Annotated in this window: 24 protein-coding genes and 1 riboswitch; of the genes, 11 read left to right on the top strand and 13 right to left on the bottom strand. The window is 71.2% G+C overall.

The genetic code is table 11. The features are described from left to right. Positions 1-30: 30 nt before the first annotated feature. Positions 31-237 carry a DUF397 domain-containing protein gene (locus RLT59_RS34885; RefSeq protein ID WP_311307089.1) on the bottom strand — a complete coding sequence of 69 codons (207 nt, stop codon included), beginning with the start codon at positions 235-237 and terminating at the stop codon, positions 31-33. A 25-nt stretch (positions 238-262) separates the two neighbouring features. After that, positions 263-1,123: a helix-turn-helix domain-containing protein gene (locus RLT59_RS34890; RefSeq protein ID WP_311307090.1), complete on the bottom strand. Its 861-nt coding sequence runs from the start codon at positions 1,121-1,123 to the stop codon at positions 263-265. A gap of 219 nt (positions 1,124-1,342) precedes the next feature. Between RLT59_RS34890 and RLT59_RS34895 the strand changes: the two genes are divergently transcribed. Further along, positions 1,343-1,774 carry an ATP-binding protein gene (locus RLT59_RS34895; RefSeq protein ID WP_311307091.1) on the top strand — a complete coding sequence of 144 codons (432 nt, stop codon included), beginning with the start codon at positions 1,343-1,345 and terminating at the stop codon, positions 1,772-1,774. A gap of 18 nt (positions 1,775-1,792) precedes the next feature. Here the strand turns inward: RLT59_RS34895 and RLT59_RS34900 are convergent, their stop codons facing one another. Then, positions 1,793-2,710, bottom strand: coding sequence for a LysR family transcriptional regulator (locus RLT59_RS34900; protein WP_311307092.1), 918 nt, complete (start codon positions 2,708-2,710; stop codon positions 1,793-1,795). Positions 2,711-2,782: 72 nt separating this feature from the next. Here RLT59_RS34900 and RLT59_RS34905 point away from each other — a divergent pair, with 72 nt between their 5' ends. Beyond that, complete coding sequence (locus RLT59_RS34905) at positions 2,783-3,436, top strand: LysE family translocator (protein ID WP_311307093.1); 654 nt, start codon at positions 2,783-2,785, stop codon at positions 3,434-3,436. Positions 3,437-3,469: 33 nt separating this feature from the next. Here RLT59_RS34905 and RLT59_RS34910 read toward each other — a convergent pair whose 3' ends face one another. The 3 genes from RLT59_RS34910 to RLT59_RS34920 form a co-directional block, all read right to left on the bottom strand. Further along, a complete protein-coding gene (locus RLT59_RS34910; RefSeq protein ID WP_311307094.1) occupies positions 3,470-3,943 on the bottom strand; it encodes a C40 family peptidase in 474 nt (157 codons plus the stop codon). A gap of 3 nt (positions 3,944-3,946) precedes the next feature. After that, positions 3,947-4,119, bottom strand: a riboswitch (cyclic di-AMP (ydaO/yuaA leader). A gap of 329 nt (positions 4,120-4,448) precedes the next feature. Next, positions 4,449-4,757, bottom strand: coding sequence for a hypothetical protein (locus RLT59_RS34915; RefSeq protein WP_311307095.1), 309 nt, complete (start codon positions 4,755-4,757; stop codon positions 4,449-4,451). Positions 4,758-4,764: 7 nt separating this feature from the next. Then, positions 4,765-5,400, bottom strand: a complete 636-nt coding sequence (locus RLT59_RS34920) for an ATP-dependent Clp protease proteolytic subunit (protein ID WP_311307096.1) — start codon at positions 5,398-5,400, stop codon at positions 4,765-4,767. Between the two features lie 98 nt (positions 5,401-5,498). Between RLT59_RS34920 and RLT59_RS34925 the strand changes: the two genes are divergently transcribed. Beyond that, positions 5,499-5,783 carry a type II toxin-antitoxin system Phd/YefM family antitoxin gene (locus RLT59_RS34925; RefSeq protein ID WP_311307097.1) on the top strand — a complete coding sequence of 95 codons (285 nt, stop codon included), beginning with the start codon at positions 5,499-5,501 and terminating at the stop codon, positions 5,781-5,783. Between the two features lie 65 nt (positions 5,784-5,848). Here RLT59_RS34925 and RLT59_RS34930 read toward each other — a convergent pair whose 3' ends face one another. Then, entirely contained in the window at positions 5,849-6,838 is a 990-nt protein-coding gene (locus RLT59_RS34930; RefSeq protein ID WP_311307098.1) for an ABC transporter permease, read from the bottom strand. Positions 6,839-6,972: 134 nt separating this feature from the next. On the opposite strand from RLT59_RS34930, the gene RLT59_RS34935 reads away from it, so the two are divergent. The 7 genes from RLT59_RS34935 to RLT59_RS34965 all read left to right on the top strand — a co-directional run bounded on the left by RLT59_RS34935 (position 6,973) and on the right by RLT59_RS34965 (position 12,286). Then, positions 6,973-7,602, top strand: a complete 630-nt coding sequence (locus RLT59_RS34935) for a TetR/AcrR family transcriptional regulator (RefSeq protein WP_311307099.1) — start codon at positions 6,973-6,975, stop codon at positions 7,600-7,602. A gap of 138 nt (positions 7,603-7,740) precedes the next feature. Then, positions 7,741-8,043: an urease subunit gamma gene (locus tag RLT59_RS34940; protein WP_311307100.1), complete on the top strand. Its 303-nt coding sequence runs from the start codon at positions 7,741-7,743 to the stop codon at positions 8,041-8,043. A gap of 13 nt (positions 8,044-8,056) precedes the next feature. Then, positions 8,057-8,368, top strand: a complete 312-nt coding sequence (locus RLT59_RS34945) for an urease subunit beta (RefSeq protein ID WP_311307959.1) — start codon at positions 8,057-8,059, stop codon at positions 8,366-8,368. Then, entirely contained in the window at positions 8,361-10,082 is a 1,722-nt protein-coding gene (locus RLT59_RS34950) for an urease subunit alpha (protein WP_311307101.1), read from the top strand. The genes RLT59_RS34945 and RLT59_RS34950 overlap by 8 nt, the downstream gene beginning before the upstream one ends. Before the next feature lie 31 nt (positions 10,083-10,113). Further along, on the top strand, positions 10,114-10,776 hold the full coding sequence (locus RLT59_RS34955; protein WP_311307102.1) for an urease accessory protein UreF: 663 nt from the start codon (positions 10,114-10,116) through the stop codon (positions 10,774-10,776). Positions 10,777-10,838: 62 nt separating this feature from the next. Further along, on the top strand, positions 10,839-11,516 hold the full coding sequence (gene ureG / locus RLT59_RS34960) for an urease accessory protein UreG (protein WP_311307103.1): 678 nt from the start codon (positions 10,839-10,841) through the stop codon (positions 11,514-11,516). Next, on the top strand, positions 11,513-12,286 hold the full coding sequence (locus RLT59_RS34965; RefSeq protein WP_311307104.1) for an urease accessory protein UreD: 774 nt from the start codon (positions 11,513-11,515) through the stop codon (positions 12,284-12,286). Before ureG ends, RLT59_RS34965 begins: the two co-directional genes overlap by 4 nt. Before the next feature lie 4 nt (positions 12,287-12,290). On the opposite strand, the gene RLT59_RS34970 is transcribed toward RLT59_RS34965, so the two are convergent. The 3 genes from RLT59_RS34970 to RLT59_RS34980 form a co-directional block, all read right to left on the bottom strand. Next, positions 12,291-13,340 (bottom strand): NAD-dependent epimerase/dehydratase family protein, encoded by a 1,050-nt coding sequence (locus RLT59_RS34970; protein ID WP_311307105.1) that lies wholly within the window; start codon positions 13,338-13,340, stop codon positions 12,291-12,293. Between the two features lie 64 nt (positions 13,341-13,404). After that, a complete protein-coding gene (locus RLT59_RS34975; RefSeq protein WP_311307106.1) occupies positions 13,405-14,118 on the bottom strand; it encodes a lysophospholipid acyltransferase family protein in 714 nt (237 codons plus the stop codon). Positions 14,119-14,345: 227 nt separating this feature from the next. After that, the gene (locus RLT59_RS34980) at positions 14,346-16,406 is read right to left on the bottom strand and encodes a glycoside hydrolase family 6 protein (protein ID WP_311307960.1); all 2,061 of its coding nucleotides are present in this window, start codon (positions 16,404-16,406) and stop codon (positions 14,346-14,348) included. A 1,091-nt stretch (positions 16,407-17,497) separates the two neighbouring features. Here RLT59_RS34980 and RLT59_RS34985 point away from each other — a divergent pair. Next, positions 17,498-17,896: an SSI family serine proteinase inhibitor gene (locus tag RLT59_RS34985; RefSeq protein WP_311307107.1), complete on the top strand. Its 399-nt coding sequence runs from the start codon at positions 17,498-17,500 to the stop codon at positions 17,894-17,896. Between the two features lie 54 nt (positions 17,897-17,950). Here RLT59_RS34985 and RLT59_RS34990 read toward each other — a convergent pair whose 3' ends face one another. The 3 genes from RLT59_RS34990 to RLT59_RS35000 form a co-directional block, all read right to left on the bottom strand. Further along, positions 17,951-18,109 carry a hypothetical protein gene (locus tag RLT59_RS34990; RefSeq protein WP_037778359.1) on the bottom strand — a complete coding sequence of 53 codons (159 nt, stop codon included), beginning with the start codon at positions 18,107-18,109 and terminating at the stop codon, positions 17,951-17,953. 66 nt (positions 18,110-18,175) lie between these two features. Then, positions 18,176-19,126 (bottom strand): cytochrome c oxidase assembly protein, encoded by a 951-nt coding sequence (locus RLT59_RS34995; RefSeq protein ID WP_311307108.1) that lies wholly within the window; start codon positions 19,124-19,126, stop codon positions 18,176-18,178. 119 nt (positions 19,127-19,245) lie between these two features. Next, positions 19,246-20,271 (bottom strand): 6-phosphofructokinase, encoded by a 1,026-nt coding sequence (locus RLT59_RS35000; RefSeq protein WP_311307109.1) that lies wholly within the window; start codon positions 20,269-20,271, stop codon positions 19,246-19,248. Between the last annotated feature and the right edge of the window lie 69 nt (positions 20,272-20,340).

Here is a 20,340-nt window from a genome sequence, read left to right on the forward strand (position 1 = left end):
CGCCGCCGTTGACCGGTCCGCCGCGTCGCGTCAGCGGACCGGGCCGAGGCTCAGACCGGCGACGAAGGAGGTCCAGGCCTCGGCCGAGAACTGCAGCGGTGGCCTGGACACATCCTTGGAGTCGCGCACGGCCAGCCGTCTGCCGCCGAACGGCGCGGTTTCCACGCAGTTGTTCATTCCCGTGCTGCGGCTGCTGCGCCGCCACCGTAACGCGTGCTGTGCGAGGCAATCCGACATGACGCCCCCCTCGGGCAGTCCGTAGTTACTGACCGTCGCGGTCGATCGTGGCGATCAGGTCCAACGAGTGCTCCGGCGACAGCGCGTGCGCCTGCAGAGTGCGGAAGGCCGAGCTGTACGCCTCAAGGTCTTCTTTCCGCTCCAGATAGAGGCTACTCGTCAAGTGGTCAAGAACGACCACATCCAGATCAGAAGTGCTCGGAAAGGAGAAGATAACGAAAGGTCCGGTGAGGCCGACATAGCCGCCGACCGAGAAGGGCAGCAACTGGAGGTTCACATGCGGAAGCCGGGCCAGCCGGATGAGATGGCGGAGCTGCTCCCGCATGACCCGCCGGCCGCCCACCGCACGCCTCAGCACCGCCTCGTCGAGCACCGCGCTCAGCCTGAGCGGCGGATCGCCCCTGAGCACCCTCTGCCGGGCGAGCCGCACCTCGACCAGCGAGTCCAACTGGCCGGCCGGCAGGCCGTCGAGCGAGGCCCGGGTCACCGCGCGTGCGTAGTCCGCGGTCTGCAACAGGCCTGGAACCACCGAGGTTTCCAGGGTGCGGGCGCTGCGCGCCTGTGACTCCAGACTGATGAAGTCGCGGTACTGGGGCGGGATGAGCCCGCGATACGCGTGCCACCAGCCCGCGCCGCCACCGCCCGCGGAGCCCGCGAGTTTCTCCAGGACCTCCCGCAACTGCGGGTCGTCCACGGCGTACGCGTCCAGCAGCCGGGTGACGTCCGCCGGCCGCACCCCGCTGACACCCGTCTCGATCCGGCTCACCTTCGACTGGTGCCAGCCGAGCAGTCGCGCGGCCTCCCGGCTGGTGAGGCCGGATGTGTGGCGCAGACTCCGCAACTCCTCCCCGAGCTTGCGGCGTCGCACCGCAGGGCCGTGCTGCATATGGTGGCTCCCCTCCCAGTCCGGCCGGTCACTCCGGGCCGAGCGGACAGTGTGCCGCTCCCGCACGGTATCCAGGGAAGAGTTCACCGCTTTGAGCGACAGATATATGCATATCTTGGTGGATCGCCGTCACAGAGGGCAGCATCAGTGGCAATCTGGCGCGAAGCACAGCACGGACCGGTCATGGGCCGGTTCCGGGCGGGAAAGGGGCGGCCGGTCATGGCGGACCAACAAGAGGCGAGTGTCACGCTGCCGAGCGAGCCGGTCTCGGTCTCCGCGGCCCGCAGGTACGTGGCGCGAGTATTGGCCGAATGGGGGCTGTCGGAGGGGAGCGATGGAGCCGACACCGTCCGGCTCATCGTCTCCGAGCTCGCCACCAACGCCGTCCAGCACACGTTCGGCCAGTCGCCCACCTTCACCGTGGACCTCCGCCTGGAACGCGATGAACAGCTGCACCTCGGGGTGACGGACAGTCACCCGCGCTGGCCCCAGCGGCTGCCCGCCGCCGTCCAGCAGGACAACGGGCGCGGCATGGTGATCATCCGCTCACTGGCCAAGGAGTACGGCGGCCGGCTGACCGTCACACCCACCGCGGAGGGCGGCAAGACCGTCTGGATCATGCTCCCCTGGAGCGTCCCCGTCCAGAGCTGACCGCACCCGGGCCCCGGGTCACTGCGCCGCGGCGGATCGGCTGAACCCGCTGCGCAGCAGGGCCCGCAGGGTCGCCGCCGCGGCGTCCGGCCGGTCACCGCGGTGCACCACGGAGATGGTCCGCCGGAACGCGGCCGGCTCCAGCCGCCGCACCGACAGCGGCGTCGGTGACATCGCCGCCACCATCTCGGGCACCACCGCGATCCCGATGCCCGCGCTGACCAGCGCGCACACCAGCGCATAGCCGGGCGACTCGCAGACCACCGCGGGCAGCGCGCCCGCCTCGGCCAGCGCGTTCTCCACCCCGCGCCGCGGCGGATGCGTGGGCGCGCTGCTGATCAGCGGCCGGCCCGCGAGGTCCGTCACCGGCAGCCGCCCGCTGCCGTCGGCCAGCACCTGACCGACGGCGGTGATCAGTACCAGCTCCTCGACGAGCAGCGGCTCGGCGCTGATGCCCGAGGGCAGCGGCGCCGTGGCGGCCGGTTCGTACGCGTGTGTCAGCGCGAGATCGACCTCTCCCGAGGCCACGGCCGCCACCCCGCCGGGCGGCTCGTACTCCGTGACGAGCAGCTCCACATCCGGGTGCGCCCGGCGGAAGGCGCTCAGCACCGGGGGCAGCAGATGGATGCCGGCCGTCGTGAAGGTGCCGACCCGCAGCCGCCCGCCGGAGAGCCCGGCGAGTCGGGCCAGCTCATGGCGCGCCTGGCCCATCTCGTCCAGGACCCGCCGCGCCCGGCCCGCGAGCAGCTCGCCCGCGGCGGTGAGCCGGGCGCCCCGGTGGTGCCGGACCAGCAGCGCGGCGCCGGCCTCCCGCTCCAGCTTGGCGAGCTGCTGGGAGAGGGCGGGAGCGGTATAGCCCAGCCGGGCGGCGGCCCGGGTGATCGAACCGGCCTCCGCGACGGCCACCAGCGCCGCCAGCCGTGTCGGGTCGTACATTAAGCGTTCCTTTTGGCAGACCCACAAGATTGCAAGTACATGCTAAAGGCCGTTCGGATCCAGGGTGGAGCCATGGACGCCCAACTGACTGCCTTCCTCGGAGTCGCCGCCGTCATGGTCGCGCTCCCCGGAGCGGACTTCACCGTCGTCGTACGCAATGCTCTCGCCTCGCGCTCCGCGGGGGTGGCGACCGCGCTGGGCGTGGCCGGTGGCCTGCTCGTACACACCGCGCTCGCCGTCGCCGGGCTGGCCGCCGTGCTGGTGGCGGTGCCGGTGCTGTTCCGCACGGTTCAGCTCCTGGGCGGGGCGTACGTGCTCTACCTGGGCATCAGCGCGCTGCGTGCGGCCCGGCGCGGCACCGGGCAGGCGGGGGCCGCCGAAGCCGCGGCCGGCCGGGGCGACGGCCAGCACGCCACGAACGGGACGCGGCGCGCGCTGCGCCAGGGGTTCCTGACCAACGCGCTGAACCCCAAGGCGCCGGTGCTCTTCCTCAGCCTGCTTCCGCAGTTCGTCCCGCCCGGGGCCGCCCCGCTGCCGCGGACGCTGCTGCTCGCCGCGATCGTCGTGCTGCTCGCGCTGATCTGGTTCCCGGCCGTGGCGCTCCTGGTGGACCGGCTGGGCCGGTGGCTGCGCCGGCCGCGCACCGCCCGCGCGATCGAGGGCGGCAGCGGCGCGGCGCTCACCGTACTGGGGGCGGTACTGGTGACCGGCACCCTGCCGCACTGACGCGGGGTGCGCGCCGACGGCGGGGCGGTGGCGTCAGCTGACCCGGCCGTAGTAGACGCTCTTCGTCCAGATCTTCTCCAGCCGCACCACGGCACCGGTCTTCGGCGAGTGCCAGATCTTGCCGCTGCCCGCGTAGATGCCCACGTGGAAGACGCTGCGGCCGGAGTGGAAGAAGACCAGATCGCCGCGCTGCCGCTTCGAGGCCGAGATGTGGCGGGTCTTGTTGTACTGCTGCTGGGCCGTGCGCGGGAGCTTCTTGCCCGCCTTCTTGAACGAATACAGCGTCAGACCCGAACAATCGAAGCGGCTGGGGCCGGTGGCGCCCCACCGGTACGGCGATCCCTTCTTCGACGCGGCGATGTTGAGCGCCTTCATCGAATGAGTCGCGGCCTGGGCGTCGGTCACGGCGCCGGGGACGAACAGCGAGCCGCCGACTGCGGCGAGAGTCAGAGCCGAGGCCGTCGTGGCTCGGGCGAGGAGAGACGGGACATGAACCTGCGCAGTCATGCGCAACCCTTCGTCAGCCGCCTGTGAAGGATGACCTGTCGGGTTCGGGCTGGCGAAGTCGCCCGGCCGCACGTGGCGGCTTCACCCCGAGGGACGACCGGATCTCCGGTCGGCCCGTTGTGCTCGGGTCCTCCACTCCTGCCGATCCACTCCTGTCGACCAGGCATCCGGACAGCGGCAGGACTCGGCGTCCGCCCGGACCGCCCCGCCGCGGTGGCGGGGGCTTGTCGTCCCAGGGATCTTGACTCACCGAACGCCGGATTTCCGAGGTGAAACGGTGATATGTGAGGCTCATCACGACTGACCCGTTCGGGTGGACGGGGGGCCTTGAGGGGAGTTTCCGCACCTCCGCTTCCGGTGCCGCATCAGGGACGGAACGGGAGATTTCACCCATGACCCACTTCGAAAGCGCAAGTTGGCCTGTCCCTCCTGCGAGGTAACACCTACGCCGAACGAGCGAGATAATTCGGTCCGCCCGTCGGGCGTGTCGGCGCAAGGGAGTTGATCAACTCGGCGGGTCGGGTGGCACGGTGAGCCGCCCGGCGCGGCGTTCCCCGTCCAGCACCCGTAACGCTCGCGTCAACGTGGCGGAGTGGACCCGGCTTTCACCCCGCTCGTGCATCAACGCGAGCGCGTCCCGCAGTGCCGCGGCGTGCGAGGCGAGCGCCTGTGCGGCGCGCAGGGCCCGGTAGGTGTCGTCGGCGCGGGCCGGGTTGATCCGGCCCAGCTGGTCGACGACTTCCAGGTAGCGGTCGATGAACTCGCCCTCGGCGCGGGTCAGGGCGGGCAGCGGCGGGAACTCGGGTGGCCGCATCGCGGGTTCACCCCGCGGCGGGCGGCAGCAGTGCGGGCCCGCGGTTCTGCACGATGTGGTCGATCAACCCGTAGGCCTTGGCGCCCTCGGCGTCGAGGATGAGGTCGCGCTCGGTGTCCTCGGTGATCTTCTCGGCGGAGCGGCTGGTGTGACGGGCCAGTATGCCCGTCAGCGTCTCGCGCATCCTGGCCAGTTCCCGGGCCTCGATCTCCAAATCGGACGGCTGTCCCCGCACCGGCTCCGGGAGTTCGGGCTGCTGCAGCACGACCCGTGCGCCGGGCAGCGCGTGCCGTCGGCCGGGAGCTCCCGCGGCCAGCAGGACGGCCGCGCCGGCGCCGGCCTGGCCGAGACAGAACGTCTCCACCTCGCAGGTGAGGAAGGACATCGTGTCGTACACCGCCGTCACGGCTCCGAACGAGCCGCCGGGGGAGTTGATGTAGAGCTGGATGGGCCGGTCGGGTGCGTCGTGCTCCAGGTACATGAACTGCGCGACCAGGTCGTTGGCCGCGACGTCGTCGACCGGGGTGCCGAGGAAGACGACGCGTTCGGCCAGCAGTTTGGAGTACGGATCGAGCGTGCGCGTCCCCTGGGACGTGCGCTCGGTGAACTCGGGAAGGACGTAACGGGCGGCGGGGCGGTGCATGGCGCGGGACCTCTCCTCCGGGCGTGCGGGTGCTTTGGGGGCGCCGCGCACGCTTCCGTAAAAAATGTACAGGACGTACGGAAGTTACGATGTGGAGCATGGCCTACGAGATTCCGGTTACGCAAGCCCGAGCTGAGCTCGCCGAGCTGATCAACCGCGTCGTCTACGGCGGTGAGCGAGTGGTCGTGACGCGGCACGGCAAACCGCTCGTGGCCCTGGTGTCGGCCGCTGACCTGGAGAGACTTGAGGACGAGGAGGCGGCGGAGCAGGAGCAGGTGGTCAGTTCGGTCTCCTTGATCCACTCCTCCTCTTCCGCTTCCGGCGAACGGAGCCGGTTCGGGATCGCGGCGGAACACCGAGGGCGGCACGAGCCCGGGAACTGACACGGAAACGCCGTGGGCCCCCGGCCCGTGGAGGACGGAGGGCGCACGGCGTCGCGCGGGGTGGGTCAGCCGGCCAGTGCGGGCTGGCGCTCGGGTGTGGGGGCGGGATTCACGGTCCTGCCCCGGCGGCGGGCGCCGACGAGCACCGCGGCCAGCCCCAGTACGGCCCACAGGCCGAGGGCGAGGAGTGGCAGGCCCACCGCGTTGCCGTCGAAGAACGCGACGGACCGCAGCAGCGATCCGCCCGCGCCCGGCGGCAGCCACTGGCCGATCGCGCCGATCGGCCGGGGGAGCAGCTCCGGTGCGCTGGTGACGCCGGAGAAGGGGTTGCCGACCAGCACCATCACCAGCGACCCCAGCCCGATGCCCGCCGTGCCGATCAGCGCGGCGAGCCCCGCCACCGTCCCGCCGATCGCGAGCACGGTGAGCCCGAACGCGCCCGCCTCGCTCCACCAGTCGCCGGTCAGCACGCCGAGCCAGTTGTCCGTGAGTGCGGCGGCCACCATCCCCACCAGGGCGGCGACCCCGAGCAGTGCCGCGGCCGCCCGGCCGCCGCGCAGGCCCAGCAGGGTCACCGCGGCCCCCGTGGCGACGCCCGCGCTGGCCAGGGGCAGGATGCTCGACCCGAGGACGCTGCCGCGCGGATCCTCGGCCGGGGTCGCCACCACATCCGTGACCGGGACCGCCGCGCCGTCCGGGGCCTGGGCGGCGACCGCGTCGTGCAGCAGCTGGGCCACCACCGGGCTCGCCGCGGAGGCGGTCAGCAGCTCGGGGCCCCGCGCGGTGACCGCGACCGCCCCGTATACGGTCCGGTGCTCGATCGCGGTGCGGGCGGCGGCCCCGGAGTCGTACCGGTGGATCTCGAAGGCGCCGTCCCGCGCCTCCAGCCGGTCCTGGAGCTGATCGGCGGCCGGTCCCGAGCCCACCACACCGACGGGCAGATCGCGCGGGGCCAACCGGGCGGCGGGCCAGGCGAAGGCCCGGAGGGCCAGGGCCACCACGAAAGGGACCAGGAGAACGACCGCCACCAGGCGGCGGTTGGGGGCAGCGGACATGACGCGGACCTCGATTCGGAGAGACTGATCGATTTGAGGACGACCAAAAAGAATGATCGTTCGTTTTATCTGGCTCCACTGTCCCGGCGGTGGTGGAGCTTGTCAAGAAGGAACGTTCGTTTTAGATTGGAGGCATGGCCCGTGTATCCCAGGAACACCTCGATGCCCGCCGCCGGCAGATTCTCGACGGCGCCGCCCGCTGTTTCGCCCGCGACGGCTTCCACGGCACCTCGATGCAGGACGTGCTGAAGGAGGTCGGGCTGTCGGCGGGCGCCGTCTACCGTTACTTCAGCGGCAAGGACGATCTGATCGCGGCCATCGCGGGAGAGGCGGTCGGTGGTGTCAGGCAGGCGTTCGAGCGGGCCTCCCAGGTCGACCCGCCGCCCACGCCCGACGTCCTGATCGGCCGCGTGGTGCGCACCCTGTTCGCCCAAGGGGTGGACGGGGGGCGCGGCCTCGACCGGCGGGCGTACGCCGGGCTGATCGTGCAGGTGTGGTCGGAGGCCCTGCGCGGCGACCGGGTGGCGGCCACCCTCGTCGAGGCGTACGAGGGGCTGCGGGCATCCTGGTCCGAGCTGGTCAGGGTCTACCGGGAGCGGGGCGTGCTCACCGCCGACGTGCCGGACGGGCGGGTCGCGCGCATGCTGATCGCCGCCGCCCAGGGGTTCATCGTCCAGATGGCGATGTTCGGTGACCCCGGGCCCGAGACCATGGAGGACGGCCTGCGGGGGCTCATGTCCATGGATGTGCAAAAGATCAGTTAACGCGCCGGAAAAACTTCGGCTCTAACGTGCAATACCTCGCCACGCACCACCAGTTCGGTATTCAACAGTCTGTTGAAGAGGGCTAGTGTCGCGCTGCGCCCAGGGCCGGTACTGGGCGGACGACTGTGAGGTGGACACGTGCAACTGACCCCGCACGAGCAGGAACGTCTGCTCATTCACGTAGCCGCGGAGGTGGCGGAGAAGCGCCGCGCCCGCGGACTGCTGCTCAACCACCCCGAGGCGGTGGCCCTCATCACCGCCCATCTGATGGAGGGCGCCCGCGACGGCCGCACGGTCACCGAGCTGATGGCGTCCGGGCGCAAGGTGCTCAGCCGGGACGACGTCATGGACGGCATAGCCGAGATGATCCACGACGTGCAGGTCGAGGCGACCTTCCCGGACGGCACCAAGCTCGTCACCGTCCATGACCCGATCGTCTGACGGGCCGCCGTCGATGATCCCGGGCGAAATCCTCTACGCGGACGGGCCGGTGCCGCTCAACGAGGGACGCACCGTCACCCGTCTCACTGTCCTCAACGCCGCCGACCGTCCGGTCCAGGTCGGCTCGCACTACCACTTCTCCGAGGCGAACCCCGGTCTGGAGTTCGACCGGACGGCAGCCCGCGGCCTGCGGCTGAACATCGCCGCCGGAACCGCTGTCCGCTTCGAGCCCGGTATACCCGTCGGCATCGAACTCGTGCCCCTGGCCGGACGGCGGATCGTCCCCGGCCTGCGCGGCGAGACCGGAGGTGCTCTCGATGGCTGAACTCCATCGCGCCGTGTACGCGGACCTGTTCGGTCCCACCACCGGCGACCGGATCCGCCTCGCCGACACCGATCTGCTCGTGGAGATCGAGGAGGACCGCTGCGGCGGACCCGGACTCGCGGGCGACGAGGCGGTGTTCGGCGGCGGCAAGGTGATCCGCGAGTCCATGGGGCAGGCGCGCACCACCCGCGCCGAGGGCGCCCCCGACACGGTGATCACCGGCGCCGTCATCATCGACCACTGGGGCATCGTCAAGGCGGACATCGGCATCCGCGACGGCCGGATCACCGGGATCGGCAAGGCCGGCAACCCGGACACCATGGACGCCGTCCATCCCGAACTGGTCATCGGTCCGGAGACCGAGATCATCGCGGGCAACGGGAAGTTCATCACCGCGGGCGCCATCGACGCGCATGTGCACTTCATCTCTCCGACCCTCATGGACCAGGCGCTTTCCAGCGGCATCACCACGCTCGTCGGCGGCGGCACCGGACCGGCCGAGGGCAGCAAGGCCACCACCATCACCCCGGGCCCCTGGCACCTCGCCCGGATGTTCGCCGCGCTGGAGGCCTACCCCGTCAACATCGGCCTGCTCGGCAAGGGCAACACGATGTCCCGCGACGCCATGCATTCCCAGCTGCGCGCGGGGGCGCTCGGATTCAAGATCCACGAGGACTGGGGAGCGACCCCGGCCGTCATCGACGCCTGCCTGGGCGTCTGCGAGGAGACCGGCGCCCAGCTGGCCATCCACACGGACACGCTCAACGAGGCCGGGTTCGTCGCCGACACCCTGGCCGCCATCGCGGGGCGCTCCATCCACGCGTACCACACCGAGGGGGCGGGCGGCGGGCACGCACCCGACATCATCAGCGTCGTCTCGGAGCCGTACGTCCTGCCCAGCTCCACCAACCCGACCCGGCCGCACACCGTCAACACCATCGAGGAACACCTCGACATGCTGATGGTCTGCCACCACCTCAACCCCACCGTTCCGGAAGACCTGGCCTTCGCGGAGTCACGGATCAGGCCCTCCACCATCGCGGCGGAGGACATCCTCCACGACCTCGGCGCCATCTCCATCATCTCCTCCGACTCCCAGGCCATGGGCCGCATCGGTGAGGTCGTCCTGCGCACCTGGCAGACCGCGCACGTGATGAAGAGGCGTCGTGGCGCACTGCCCGGTGACGGGCGCGCCGACAACCGCCGAGTCCGTCGCTACGTCGCCAAATACACCATCAACCCGGCGGTCGCCCAGGGCCTCGACCAGGAGATCGGCTCCGTCGAGAGCGGCAAGCTCGCTGATCTGGTGCTGTGGGAACCGGCGTTCTTCGGAGTGAAGCCGCAGACCGTCATCAAGGGCGGCCAGATCGCATACGCGCAGATGGGGGACGCCAACGCCTCCATCCCGACCCCGCAGCCCGTCCTGCCCCGGCCGATGTTCGGCGCCGTCGGCCGGGCCCCGACCGCCAACTCCTTCAACTTCGTGGCGCAGGCGGCGATCGACGACGGGCTGCCGGAGCGGCTCGCACTCGGGAAGCGCTTCGTCCCGATCACCAGCACCCGGGCGGTCGGCAAGGCCGACATGCGGGAGAACGACGCACTGCCACAGGTCGACGTCGACCCCGACAGCTTCGCCGTCACCATCGACGGCGATCCGGTCGAACCGGCACCCGCCGCCGAACTCCCCATGGCCCAGCGCTACTTCCTCTTCTAGTACGTCCGACCCTTCTGAGAGCGGTCCCCTGATGAACCGAGCAGCCCTGCTCGTACTGGCCGACGGCCGGTTCCCCGCGGGCGGCCACGCCCACTCCGGCGGCGCCGAACCGACCGTCGAGGCCGGGCGCGTCCGCAACGCGGAGGACCTCGCCGCGTTCTGCCGGGGCCGCCTCCACACCGCCGGGCTGACCGCCGCAGCGCTCGCCGCGGCGGCCGCCCACGGGCACGACCCGCTCGCGCTCGACGAGGCCGCCGACGCCCGCACCCCCTCGCCGGCGCTGCGCGCGGTCGCCCGCAGACTCGGCCGCCAGCTGATGCGGGCAGCCCGTGCGACCTGGCCCAGCGGCGAACTCGACGCGCTCGCGCGGGCCCGGCCGCGTGGCGTCCACCAGCCCGTCGTGCTGGGTCTCACCGCCCGCGCGGCCGGGCTCGGTCCCGAGGACGCCGCGTACTGCGTCGCCTACGAAGCGGTGAGCGGGCCGGCCACGGCGGTGGTCCGGCTGCTCTCCCTCAACCCTTTCGACGCCACCGCCGTCCTCGCTCGGCTCGCTCCCGAACTCGACCATGTCGCCGGGCTGGCGGCGGCCGCCGCAGGCGGGAGCATCGATGAGCTGCCCGCCGCCTGTGCCCCACTGCTCGACGTCGCCGCCGAGGCCCACGCGGCCCGGCCGGTCCGGCTGTTCGCCTCGTAACCCCGCCCGCAGATCAGCCCGCAGACCCGCTCGTCCGCCCGAAACAGCACAGGAGCCGCACCATGCACCTCGACCACTCCCATCCCGGCCCGGCAGCCGTCGGCGCCGACGCGGCCCGCCCCGACGGCACCCGGCGAGCCCTGCGCATCGGACTCGGCGGACCCGTCGGCTCCGGCAAGACCGCGACCGTGGCGGCGCTCTGCCGCACCCTGCGCGACCAGCTGTCCCTCGCGGTCGTCACCAACGACATCTACACCCGCGAGGACGCCGCGTTCCTGCTGCGCAACGCGGTACTGCCGCCCGAGCGGATCCAGGCCGTGGAGACCGGCGCCTGCCCGCACACCGCGATCCGCGACGACATATCCGCCAATCTCGAAGCCGTCGAGGATCTGGAAGACGCGGTGGGACCGCTCGATCTCATCCTGGTCGAATCCGGCGGCGACAACCTCACGGCCACTTTCTCCAAGGGGCTCGTCGACGCCCAGATCTTCATCATCGACGTGGCGGGCGGCGACGACATCCCGCGCAAGGGCGGACCCGGGGTCACCACGTCCGACCTGCTCGTGATCAACAAGACCGACCTGGCCCCCTATGTCGGCTCCGACCTCGGCCGGATGGCCCGGGACGCCGCCGAGCAGCGGGGCGAACTGCCCGTCCTGCTCACCTCGCTCACCTCGGGCGAGGGCGTCGGGCCGGTGGCCGACTGGGTGCGGGGGCGGCTCGCCTCCTGGCACGCATGAGCGTCCGGGCCACCGCCCGCGTCACCGCCGTACGCGACGACCGGGGTGCCACCTCGCTGCCCGTCCTGGAGAGCGAGGGGCCCCTGGCCCCGCGGCGGACCAGGTCCCTGACAACCGGGTCGGCCCGCGTCACCGTCGTCGGCGCGATGAGCGGGCCGCTCGGCGGTGACCGGCTCGCCATCGAGGTCAGGGCCGAGCCGGGAGCTCGGCTCACCGTCGACTCCGCCGCGGCGACGGTCGCACTGCCCGGCCCGGGGCCCGGCGGCGGACCCGCCCACTACGAGGTACGGCTGATGGCCGGAGAAGGCGCCCGGCTCGACTGGCTGCCGGAACAGCTCGTCTCCGCCCACGGCAGCGAACTGATCATGAGGACCACCGCCGAACTCGCCCCTACCGCGCGGCTGGTGCTGCGCGAGGAACAGATCCTCGGCCGCCACGGGGAGACCACCGGCACCCTGTTCAGCCGGCTCACCGTCCGTCGTGGCGGGCGCCCGCTCCTCGACCAGCAGACGGCCCACGGACCCGGCGCCCCCGGCGGCTGGGACGGTCCCGCCGTGCTCGGGGGCCATCGCGCCGTCGGACAACTGCTTTTCGTGGACCCGTCGTTCGAGGAGCGGGGGCCGGAGAGCAGGCTGCTGGGGCCGACCGCCGTGCTCACCCGCCTCGCCGGTCCCGCCGTGCTGGTCACCGCGGTGGCCGCCGACGCCAGGGAGCTGCGGGCCGTGCTGGACCACGCGCGGGAGGAGCTGAAGACCGACGGGCCCGGCTGACCGCTCACCCCGTACGGTCGTACCGCTCCAGCCAGGCGTCCTCCGCCGCGTAGTCGAAGAGTCCCGTCCCGTAGGACCGCGCCATGGCGGGGTAGGCGTCCGTCCAGTCGCGCCCCGCCAGTTGGGCGGTGATCCACTCGACGGTCTCCGGGAGCGACTCGGCGTAGCCCGTCACCGGCCGGTAGCCGAGCTCCCGTTCGGCGGCCGTCAGGTCGTACACGATCGGATGAGGCGCGCCCCAGGGTGACAGGCCGACGCCCTCGGGCGGGGCGGCGCCCGCGATCAGCACGGTCTCGGTCTCCCGGCCCAGCACCGCGTCGACCGCCTCGCCGATCTCCGCGACCGTCGGCGCCTGCGGGTCGGCCGCGTTGAGCACCCGGGAGCCGGGGCGCAGGGCGGCCAGCCGGACCAGCTCGGCGGCGTTGGAGGAGTGCAGCGGATGGAAGCGCGAGCTGCCCCCGTACGCCAGCACGCGCCTGGTGCGGCCGTCCAGAGCGCGTTTCACGAAGTAGAGCTCGCGCGGCGAGCGGCAGTACGGACCGTGCACCGCACCCGCCCGCAACAGCGTGACGGCCAGCATCTCGCCCGCCGCGAGGAGATCCCGCTCCAGCTGGATCTTCCGGGTCCCGTACGTGGAATTGCCCGGCGCGACGGTCGGCTGCGACTCCGGGATCGGCACCGGGTAGCGGGGCGATCCGCCGGGCTCGCTCTGCGTGTCGAAACTGCGGCCGTGCTCGTCCGCGTACACCGCGCCGCTGGAGACGACGACGGCCGAACCGATCCGGTCCGCGAGGTCCGTCAGCTGCCGGGCGTGCTGCCCGTCGTACGCGACCATGTCGACCAGTACGTCGCAGCCGTCCCCGAGCGCCGCCGCGAGCGCGCCCTCCTCGTCGCGGTCGAGTGCGACCGTGCGCACCCCTTCGTCCCAGCGGTCGTCACGGCCGCCGCCGCGCGAGGCCGCGGTCACCGTCCAGCCGTCCTCGACGAGCGAGCGCACGGCCGCCCGCCCGATCTGGCCCGTCGCTCCCAGCACCCATGCGTGTCCCTTGCTCATGCAAAGCACACTATGAGGCGCGCGGGGCCCCGGCCAGCGGGGTTCACCGACCGCGAATCCGCCGTCAGCGTCGCAGTTTTGGGAACTTTCCCGGGCGTTCCGCCTGCTCGGCGGCCTTCACCTTGGCCGCGTACTCATCGACGTACTCCTGTCCCGAGAGGCCCAGGATCGCGTACATGATCTCGTCGGTGACCGCCCGGATCGCCGCCTTCTCGTTCTCAAGACCGGCGTAGCGGGAGAAGTCCAGCGGCTCGCCGAAGCGGATGGTGACCTGCTTGAGGCGCGGCACGACCTTGCCGGGAGGCTGGATCTCGAAGGTGCCGACCATGGCGCACGGCACCACCGGCACCTGCCCCTTGATCGCCATCACCGCGACCCCGACCTTGCCCTTGTAGAGCCGGCCGTCGTGCGAACGGGTGCCCTCCGGGTAGATGCCCAGCAGCTCACCCCTGCTCAGCACCCCGAGCCCCTCGCGGATCGCGGCCTGCCCCGCCTCCTTCCCGGACCGGTCCACCGGGATCTGGCCGGCGCTCCGGAAGAACGCGGCGATCAGCCGGCCCTTCACACCGGGACCGGTGAAGTACTCGGCCTTCGCCAGGAAGGTGATGCGGCGCTTGATGATCGCGGGCATCAGGAAGTGGTCGGAGAACGACAGATGATTGCCGGCGATGATCGCCGCCCCGTCCGCCGGAATGTGCTCCGTCCCTTCGATGCCTGGGCGGAAGAACAACCGCAGAAGCGGCCCCAGGACGACGTACTTGAGCAGGTAATAGAACACGGGGCGGCTCCCAGTTCGACTCCACAGCTGCGTTGTGCCAGGTCAGCGGAGATCTCGGCAGAGGACACCATATGTGCAGCCGTCGACCCGTCTACCCGCCTCCGGGCGAGTCGATGCCAGTGCGTCGGCATCGGCTCCGGGACGCCCGGGAACCACACCGCCCCCTGCCGGACGTCCGGCAGGGGGCGGTGGAGCGGGCGGGGCGGGTGGAGCGGGTGGGAGGACGGTCAGGGCGCGGTGCCCCAGGAGAGCGCGCCGGTCACGTACACACCGATCTTCGGCGCGTCGGCGTAGCTCGTGGTCGTCGAACGGCTGTAGTCGTCCGCCTCGTTGAAGTTGGACCAGTCGCTCTTGTTCAGCCGCAGCTGCATCTCACCCGTGGAGGCGCCCGCGGCGAGCGTGCCGCTGCCGAAGCCGACCTCCAGGTAGTGGCTGGCACCGGCCGCCGAGCTGCCGGAGGACCGCACACCGTGGGTCAGGTTTCCGCAGCCGGTCACCGCGTAGTCGCACGCGGTCCCGAAGGTGGAGGCCCCGGCCTCCGGGGTGAACCAGTACCTCACCTTCACCGTGGACAGGTCCACAGAGGCGCTGCCGGTGTTGACCAGTTGCAGACCCATCCGGATCTGGTTGTCGGTGGCGGAGGAGTCGGTGTTCTTGTACTGGACCTTGAGCGCGCCCGTGCCGGTGCCGCCGCCCGCGGAGGTGGTGGCGGAGAGCGCCCCGGAGGCCGCAGACACGTTGCCGGCCGCGTCCTTGGCCTGGACCGTGTAGCTGTAGGCGGTCGAGGCCGTCAGACCGGTGTCCGTGTACGAGGTCGTGGTGGTGGAGCCCACCTTCACTCCGCCGCGGAACACGTCGTATCCGGCCACCCCGGTGTCATCGGTCGACGCGGTCCAGGACAGCGAGACGCTGCCGCTGGTCTTCGCCGTGACGGTCACTTCGGTGGGCGCGGTCGGCGCCTGGGTGTCGTCGTCATCGCCGCCGCCACCCGGGGTGCCGTCGAGCGCGGGGTAGGCGTTGCGGACGAGCTCCTGGAACTGCGCGGAGAACCAGTGGCCCGCCAGCGGGGAGTTGGGCAGTGCGCCGGTCAGGTTGTTGCCGTTGCGTCCGTTACCGGTGTACGTGGGGTCGCACATCCGGTCGAAGCCCTTGCCCTCGTCGTTGTCGATGGGGGCGCTGTTGCCGTCCGACTCGCCCGGCGGCTTGGCCCAGACGTACGCGTCGATGCCGGGCTCCGGGGCGGTGGTGGGACGTTCACCGATGCCGGCGCCGCTCTGGTTGCACCAGTTGCCCGCGTGGATGCGCCGGTCGACCCGACCGCCGTCGATGTAGGCGTCCACACTGGTCTGCGGTCCGGGGCCGGCGGGCCGGTCGCTGCCGCCCCAGCCGTTGCGGGCGGTGTCGATCAGCATGCCGATGTCCGAGGCGAAGCCCTGGCTCACCAGCTCGGTGCGCAGCGCCTGGGCGAACGACAGCTCATCGGTGTAGTAGTTCCAGTCGAGCCACTTGGACTGACGGACCTGGGCGCCGTTGACCGTGTCGGTGATCTTGAAGTTGGGCTCCTTGAGAGCCGAGTAGTTCGCCGTGTTCACGATGAAGCCCGTGACGTCGGAGACCGTGGCCCCCTCGGATGTGGCGGCCTTCTTGAACTCCTGGGCGGCCGGGACGAAGTTGGAGTCCCAGCCCAGCCAGCCGTGGTGGGCGGCGTCGATGTAGTTGTACACGTTGGGGATGGCACCGAGGGTGTGCAGGGCGTAGCCGACGCCCTTCTCGTAGTTGCCGTTCGCCTTCATGGTCGCGCAGGCCTCGGTGGAGCCCGCCGAACCGTCCGCGTTGGTGACGATGTTGGGCAGCGAGTCGGGCTCGATGATCGTGACGATGCGCAGGTTCGCGTACGCCGGGTCCGCGAGGATCTCGGAGATCGGGTCGATGTACTCGTCCTTGTACCGGTCCAGCTCGGTCGGCCCGAGCTCCCCGTTGGACGCCAGCGCGGCGCAGTCCCGTCCCGGCAGGTCGTAGATGACGACCTGGAACAGGTTGGCGCCCTGGTCCAGCGCCGTGTCCAGGTGCTCGCGCAGGCTCATCGCCTCGGACGAGCCCTCGATGGCCGCGATGCGGTCCATCCAGACGAATCCCGGTTCGTCGGCGATGGCACTGCCGCCCGGCTCGGCCGCCGCCTTGGCGGACCAGTCGGGGTTCACGTATGCCGTGGCGCCCACATAGGGGTTGTCGACCCGTGCCGCCGCCGAGGCGGGGGCGGGGACGGCGACCGCCAGTGCCGCGCCCATGGCCAGGGCGGAGAGTGCGGCCAGCCTGCTGCGTCGCCGGTGCGTGATGGTGTCTCTGGTTCTCATTGCGGCTCCGTGCTCCTCTCGTACGTCCGCGGAATCTCCCCGCGGACGGATTCGTGGGGTGTTGCCAGGGGTGGGGCGGATGGGCGACCCGCCATCGGGAGTGCGGTGCGGTGCGGTGGTCGTGACGGTGGCGCGGCAGGAGTCGGCGGCCGCGTCGAAGCCGGACCAGCCGGTGAACCCTTAGCGGGTGGTCACTTCCGGGAGCCCGGCCGCTGTGGTATCGGCGTTCACGAGTTGGAGACCCCGGCTCGTTGCCAGGCGGACCACGACGGTCTGCCGGCAGGGGGGACCGGGATTCGTCCGGTGCGGCGGTGCCCGCAGCGCTTCATCAAGCTCATGACAAACGCCTTCCTCTGCCGGGCGGCGAGGAACGGGCCGGGAGCGCGGCTGCGCCCCGAAGCGCCCGTCTCGGCACCCGGTATTGGGGGAGAAGGGAGGGTGTGGAGTGTGCGAGTCTTGATTGTGGGAGCGCTCCCAAAGTGGCGTGGTGATAGGCACCTGTCAAGACTTAAATCACAACTGGCTTACGGGTGCGTTAACGCGGCCATACGTCGAACGGGCCCTGAAAGGCGTTTGGTTGACGGCCCCCGGGCGCGGCCCCCGACCCCGCCCACAGGTGTTCGCATACGCGTCGGAGCGGCTGCGCACAGCGCCTTCGGGATGTGCGCGGTGGATGCGTACGGTGACGGGGGAGGCACCTCGCGTCGGATGCGTGCCGTCCCGGGGCGGGGGCGGCGGGACGAGCGCACCCTGGATCATACGGTGCGGAAACGCTCGTGTCAGGGCGGCGGCTCCTCGTACACGCGCCGGGCGGGCGCAGACCCCCCGCTACGCAGAGTGCCGGACAGTCGCTCGGTGCCCTAGGGGCCGCGACGTGCCCCAGCCGGGCATTCCCCGTACGCGATGGCACACGGCCGCGAACGCGGGCCAGGGGCGCGCGGCGCGGCTGCTTGCCACGGCGGCGGTGCCGGGGTGGGGTGGACCCGCAGTTCCGAGCCACTGATCCCGGAGCACCGGAGCCCGACATGCGCGTGCGCGCCGCCCTCACCACCGCCGTCCTCACCGCCCTGCTGCCCCTCGGTTCGGCCGTGCCCGCCGCGGCCGTACCACACCCGGCTCCGGACCGTGGGGTCCTCCTGACCGTTTCCGGCAGCGCGAACACCTGGATCCGCGGGGTCGTCCTGCACTGCCCGCCGGGCCCTGACGACCGGCATCCCGATGCGCTCGGCGCCTGCACGGCGCTCGACGCGGCCGACGGCGACTTCGACGCCCTCGCCGGTGACCCGCACCCGTGCACCTATGAGGACGACCCGGTGACCGTCACCGCCGAGGGAGTCCGGCAGGGCGACGCCGTCGACTGGCGGCACACCTACTCCAACGCATGCCTGATGGACGCGGTCACCGGCCCGGTGTTCCGCTTCTGAGCCGCTGGGTCGGGTGTCACCGCGTTTCGAGTCACCGGCCCCGAGCCGCCGGGCTCAGGTCTCGCGGGTGGCGACCATTCCGATCGTGATCAGCCCCAGCACCACCCAGCCGAACCAGAGCCAGCCGTTGCTCCCCAGCGCCACCGTGTACCCGGTGACCGTCACCAGAGCGCCTACGGTGAGCACTCCCATGGTCTTCGTGGATCCCGACATGCGCGCACGCTCCTCGTCGGCCGCGCGGCCGTTACCGCCATCGTCACCCTGAAGGCCGGTCCAGCGCTACTGTCCGCGCGCCTGCAACGAGGCGAGATACGCGTTGTACGCGTGAAGCTCCTGGTCACCGTCCCGGTCCGCCGCACGGTCCGAGCGCTTCGCGGCCCGCTGATCCGAGCGGTACCACTGGAAGACCAGGGCGAGCAGCACCAGCACCGAGGGGATCTCGCTGAACGCCCAGGCGATCCCGCCCGCCGCGTTCTGGTCGGACAGGGCATCGATGCCGAGGGAGGCCGACGGGTGCTTGTAGACCTCGACCATGGGCTGGGAGGCCATCATCAGCGCGATGCCGAAGAACGCGTGGAACGGCATCCCGGCGAACAGCTCCAGCATCCGCAGCAGATAACCAGGGCGGTGCGGCCCCGGGTCGATGCCCATGATCGGCCAGAAGAAGACCAGACCGACCCCGAGGAAGTGCACCATCATCGCGAGGTGCCCGGCCGTCGAGCCCATCAGGAAGTCGAAGAGCGGGGTGAAGTACAGGCCGTACAGGCTGGCGATGAAGAGCGGGATGGTGAACACCGGATGCGTGACGACCTTCATGTACCGGCTGTGCAGCAGCATCAGGAGCAGCTCGCGCGGCCCCCTGCTGCCACGCGAAGCGACCGGCAGCGCACGCAGCGCGAGCGTCACGGGCGCGCCCAGCAGCAGCAGGATCGGCGACAGCATGCTGATCACCATGTGCTGCACCATGTGCACGCTGAACATGACCATGCCGTAGTCGTTGAGCTTGGTGCACATCACCAGGGCGATGCTCAGCACACCGATGACGAAGAAGACGATCCGGTTGACCGGCCACCCGTCCCCGCGTCTGCGCAGCCGCACCACCGCGTATCCGTACAGGAGCACGGCGAGCACGCAGCCGATCAGGAAGATCGGGTCCGCAGAGAACTGGAGCCCGCGGCCCAGCGTGAACGGCGGCAGATCCATGTTCATGCCGTGCCCGCTGTGATCCATCTGTTCACTCCTGAAGGGGGCGCCGGGACGTCCCCGTTTCGTGCCGGTTGTCCCGACCAGAGTAGAACTGCCCCCGGCCGCACTCGCGGCCGGGGGCAGTCCTCAGACGGTGGTGTCGCTCAGAGCACGCACTCGGCCTCGCCGTACCGCTCGGCCGGCACCGTCTTCAGGGTCTCCACGGCCTCCGCGAGCGGGACCATGGTGATGTCCGTGCCGCGCAGCGCCGTCATCTTGCCGAACTCGCCCCGGTGCGCCGCCTCCACCGCGTGCCAGCCGAACCGGGTCGCGAGGACCCGGTCGTACGCGGTCGGCGTTCCGCCGCGCTGCACATGGCCGAGGATCACCGGGCGGGCCTCCTTGCCCAGGCGCTGCTCCAGCTCGATGGAGAGCTGGGTCGCGACGCCCGCGAAGCGCTCGTGTCCGTAGATGTCCTTGACGCCCGACTGGAACTCCATGGAGCCCTCGCGCGGCTTCGCGCCCTCCGCGACCACCACGATCGCGAACTTCTTTCCGGCCGAGAAGCGCCGGCCGACCAGCTCGGTCAGCTCGTCGATGTCGAAGGGGCGCTCGGGGACGACGATGGCGTGCGCGCCGGCCGCCATGCCGGAGTGCAGGGCGATCCAGCCGGTGTGACGGCCCATGACCTCGACGATCATGACGCGCTGGTGGGACTCCGCGGTGGTCTTCAGCCGGTCCAGGGCCTCGGTGGCCACGCCCACGGCGGTGTCGAAACCGAAGGTCACATCGGTGGAGGCGATGTCGTTGTCGATCGTCTTCGGTACGCCGACGATCGGCAGCCCCGCCTCGGACAGCAGGTTCGCCGCCTTGAGGGTGCCCTCGCCGCCGATCGGGATGATCGCGTCCAGGCCGAGGTCGTTGACATGGCCCCGGGCCGTCTCGACGCCGCCGCGCAGATGCGCGGGCTGGACCCGGGAGGAGCCGAGAATGGTGCCGCCGCGGGCGAGGATGCCGCCGACCGCGTCGAGGTCGAGCTTGCGGTAGTCGCACTCCAGGAGGCCCCGCCACCCGTCGTGGAAGCCGATGACCTCGTCACCGTGGTCGACCACCGCGCGGTGGACGACGGAACGGATGACCGCATTGAGGCCGGGGCAGTCGCCGCCGGAGGTGAGCACACCAATTCGCATTGCCCGGGAAACCTTTGCAACGTGGGCCGACGACCGGACCACGTCGTCCGGCTGGAATCCCGCCACCCT

Origin of the sequence: Streptomyces sp. ITFR-6, assembly GCF_031844725.1 — a bacterium.
Taxonomy (GTDB): domain Bacteria; phylum Actinomycetota; class Actinomycetes; order Streptomycetales; family Streptomycetaceae; genus Streptomyces.

Excerpts from the sequence above, each read along its gene's own strand:
- RLT59_RS34895 (WP_311307091.1), top strand. The coding sequence starts at position 1,343 with ATGGCGGACCAACAAGAGGCGAGTGTCACGCTGCCGAGCGAGCCGGTC.
- RLT59_RS34950 (WP_311307101.1), top strand. The coding sequence starts at position 8,361 with ATGGCTGAACTCCATCGCGCCGTGTACGCGGACCTGTTCGGTCCCACC.
- RLT59_RS34925 (WP_311307097.1), top strand. The coding sequence starts at position 5,499 with ATGGCCTACGAGATTCCGGTTACGCAAGCCCGAGCTGAGCTCGCCGAG.
- RLT59_RS34955 (WP_311307102.1), top strand. The coding sequence starts at position 10,114 with ATGAACCGAGCAGCCCTGCTCGTACTGGCCGACGGCCGGTTCCCCGCG.
- RLT59_RS34920 (WP_311307096.1), bottom strand. The coding sequence starts at position 5,400 with ATGCACCGCCCCGCCGCCCGTTACGTCCTTCCCGAGTTCACCGAGCGC.
- RLT59_RS34945 (WP_311307959.1), top strand. The coding sequence starts at position 8,057 with ATGATCCCGGGCGAAATCCTCTACGCGGACGGGCCGGTGCCGCTCAAC.
- RLT59_RS34885 (WP_311307089.1), bottom strand. The coding sequence starts at position 237 with ATGTCGGATTGCCTCGCACAGCACGCGTTACGGTGGCGGCGCAGCAGC.
- RLT59_RS34890 (WP_311307090.1), bottom strand. The coding sequence starts at position 1,123 with ATGCAGCACGGCCCTGCGGTGCGACGCCGCAAGCTCGGGGAGGAGTTG.
- RLT59_RS34980 (WP_311307960.1), bottom strand. The coding sequence starts at position 16,406 with ATGGGCGCGGCACTGGCGGTCGCCGTCCCCGCCCCCGCCTCGGCGGCG.
- RLT59_RS34965 (WP_311307104.1), top strand. The coding sequence starts at position 11,513 with ATGAGCGTCCGGGCCACCGCCCGCGTCACCGCCGTACGCGACGACCGG.
- RLT59_RS34915 (WP_311307095.1), bottom strand. The coding sequence starts at position 4,757 with ATGCGGCCACCCGAGTTCCCGCCGCTGCCCGCCCTGACCCGCGCCGAG.
- RLT59_RS34985 (WP_311307107.1), top strand. The coding sequence starts at position 17,498 with ATGCGCGTGCGCGCCGCCCTCACCACCGCCGTCCTCACCGCCCTGCTG.
- RLT59_RS34905 (WP_311307093.1), top strand. The coding sequence starts at position 2,783 with ATGGACGCCCAACTGACTGCCTTCCTCGGAGTCGCCGCCGTCATGGTC.
- RLT59_RS34930 (WP_311307098.1), bottom strand. The coding sequence starts at position 6,838 with ATGTCCGCTGCCCCCAACCGCCGCCTGGTGGCGGTCGTTCTCCTGGTC.
- RLT59_RS34935 (WP_311307099.1), top strand. The coding sequence starts at position 6,973 with ATGGCCCGTGTATCCCAGGAACACCTCGATGCCCGCCGCCGGCAGATT.
- RLT59_RS34910 (WP_311307094.1), bottom strand. The coding sequence starts at position 3,943 with ATGACTGCGCAGGTTCATGTCCCGTCTCTCCTCGCCCGAGCCACGACG.
- RLT59_RS34990 (WP_037778359.1), bottom strand. The coding sequence starts at position 18,109 with ATGTCGGGATCCACGAAGACCATGGGAGTGCTCACCGTAGGCGCTCTG.
- ureG (WP_311307103.1), top strand. The coding sequence starts at position 10,839 with ATGCACCTCGACCACTCCCATCCCGGCCCGGCAGCCGTCGGCGCCGAC.
- RLT59_RS34995 (WP_311307108.1), bottom strand. The coding sequence starts at position 19,126 with ATGGATCACAGCGGGCACGGCATGAACATGGATCTGCCGCCGTTCACG.
- RLT59_RS34970 (WP_311307105.1), bottom strand. The coding sequence starts at position 13,340 with ATGAGCAAGGGACACGCATGGGTGCTGGGAGCGACGGGCCAGATCGGG.
- RLT59_RS34900 (WP_311307092.1), bottom strand. The coding sequence starts at position 2,710 with ATGTACGACCCGACACGGCTGGCGGCGCTGGTGGCCGTCGCGGAGGCC.
- RLT59_RS35000 (WP_311307109.1), bottom strand. The coding sequence starts at position 20,271 with ATGCGAATTGGTGTGCTCACCTCCGGCGGCGACTGCCCCGGCCTCAAT.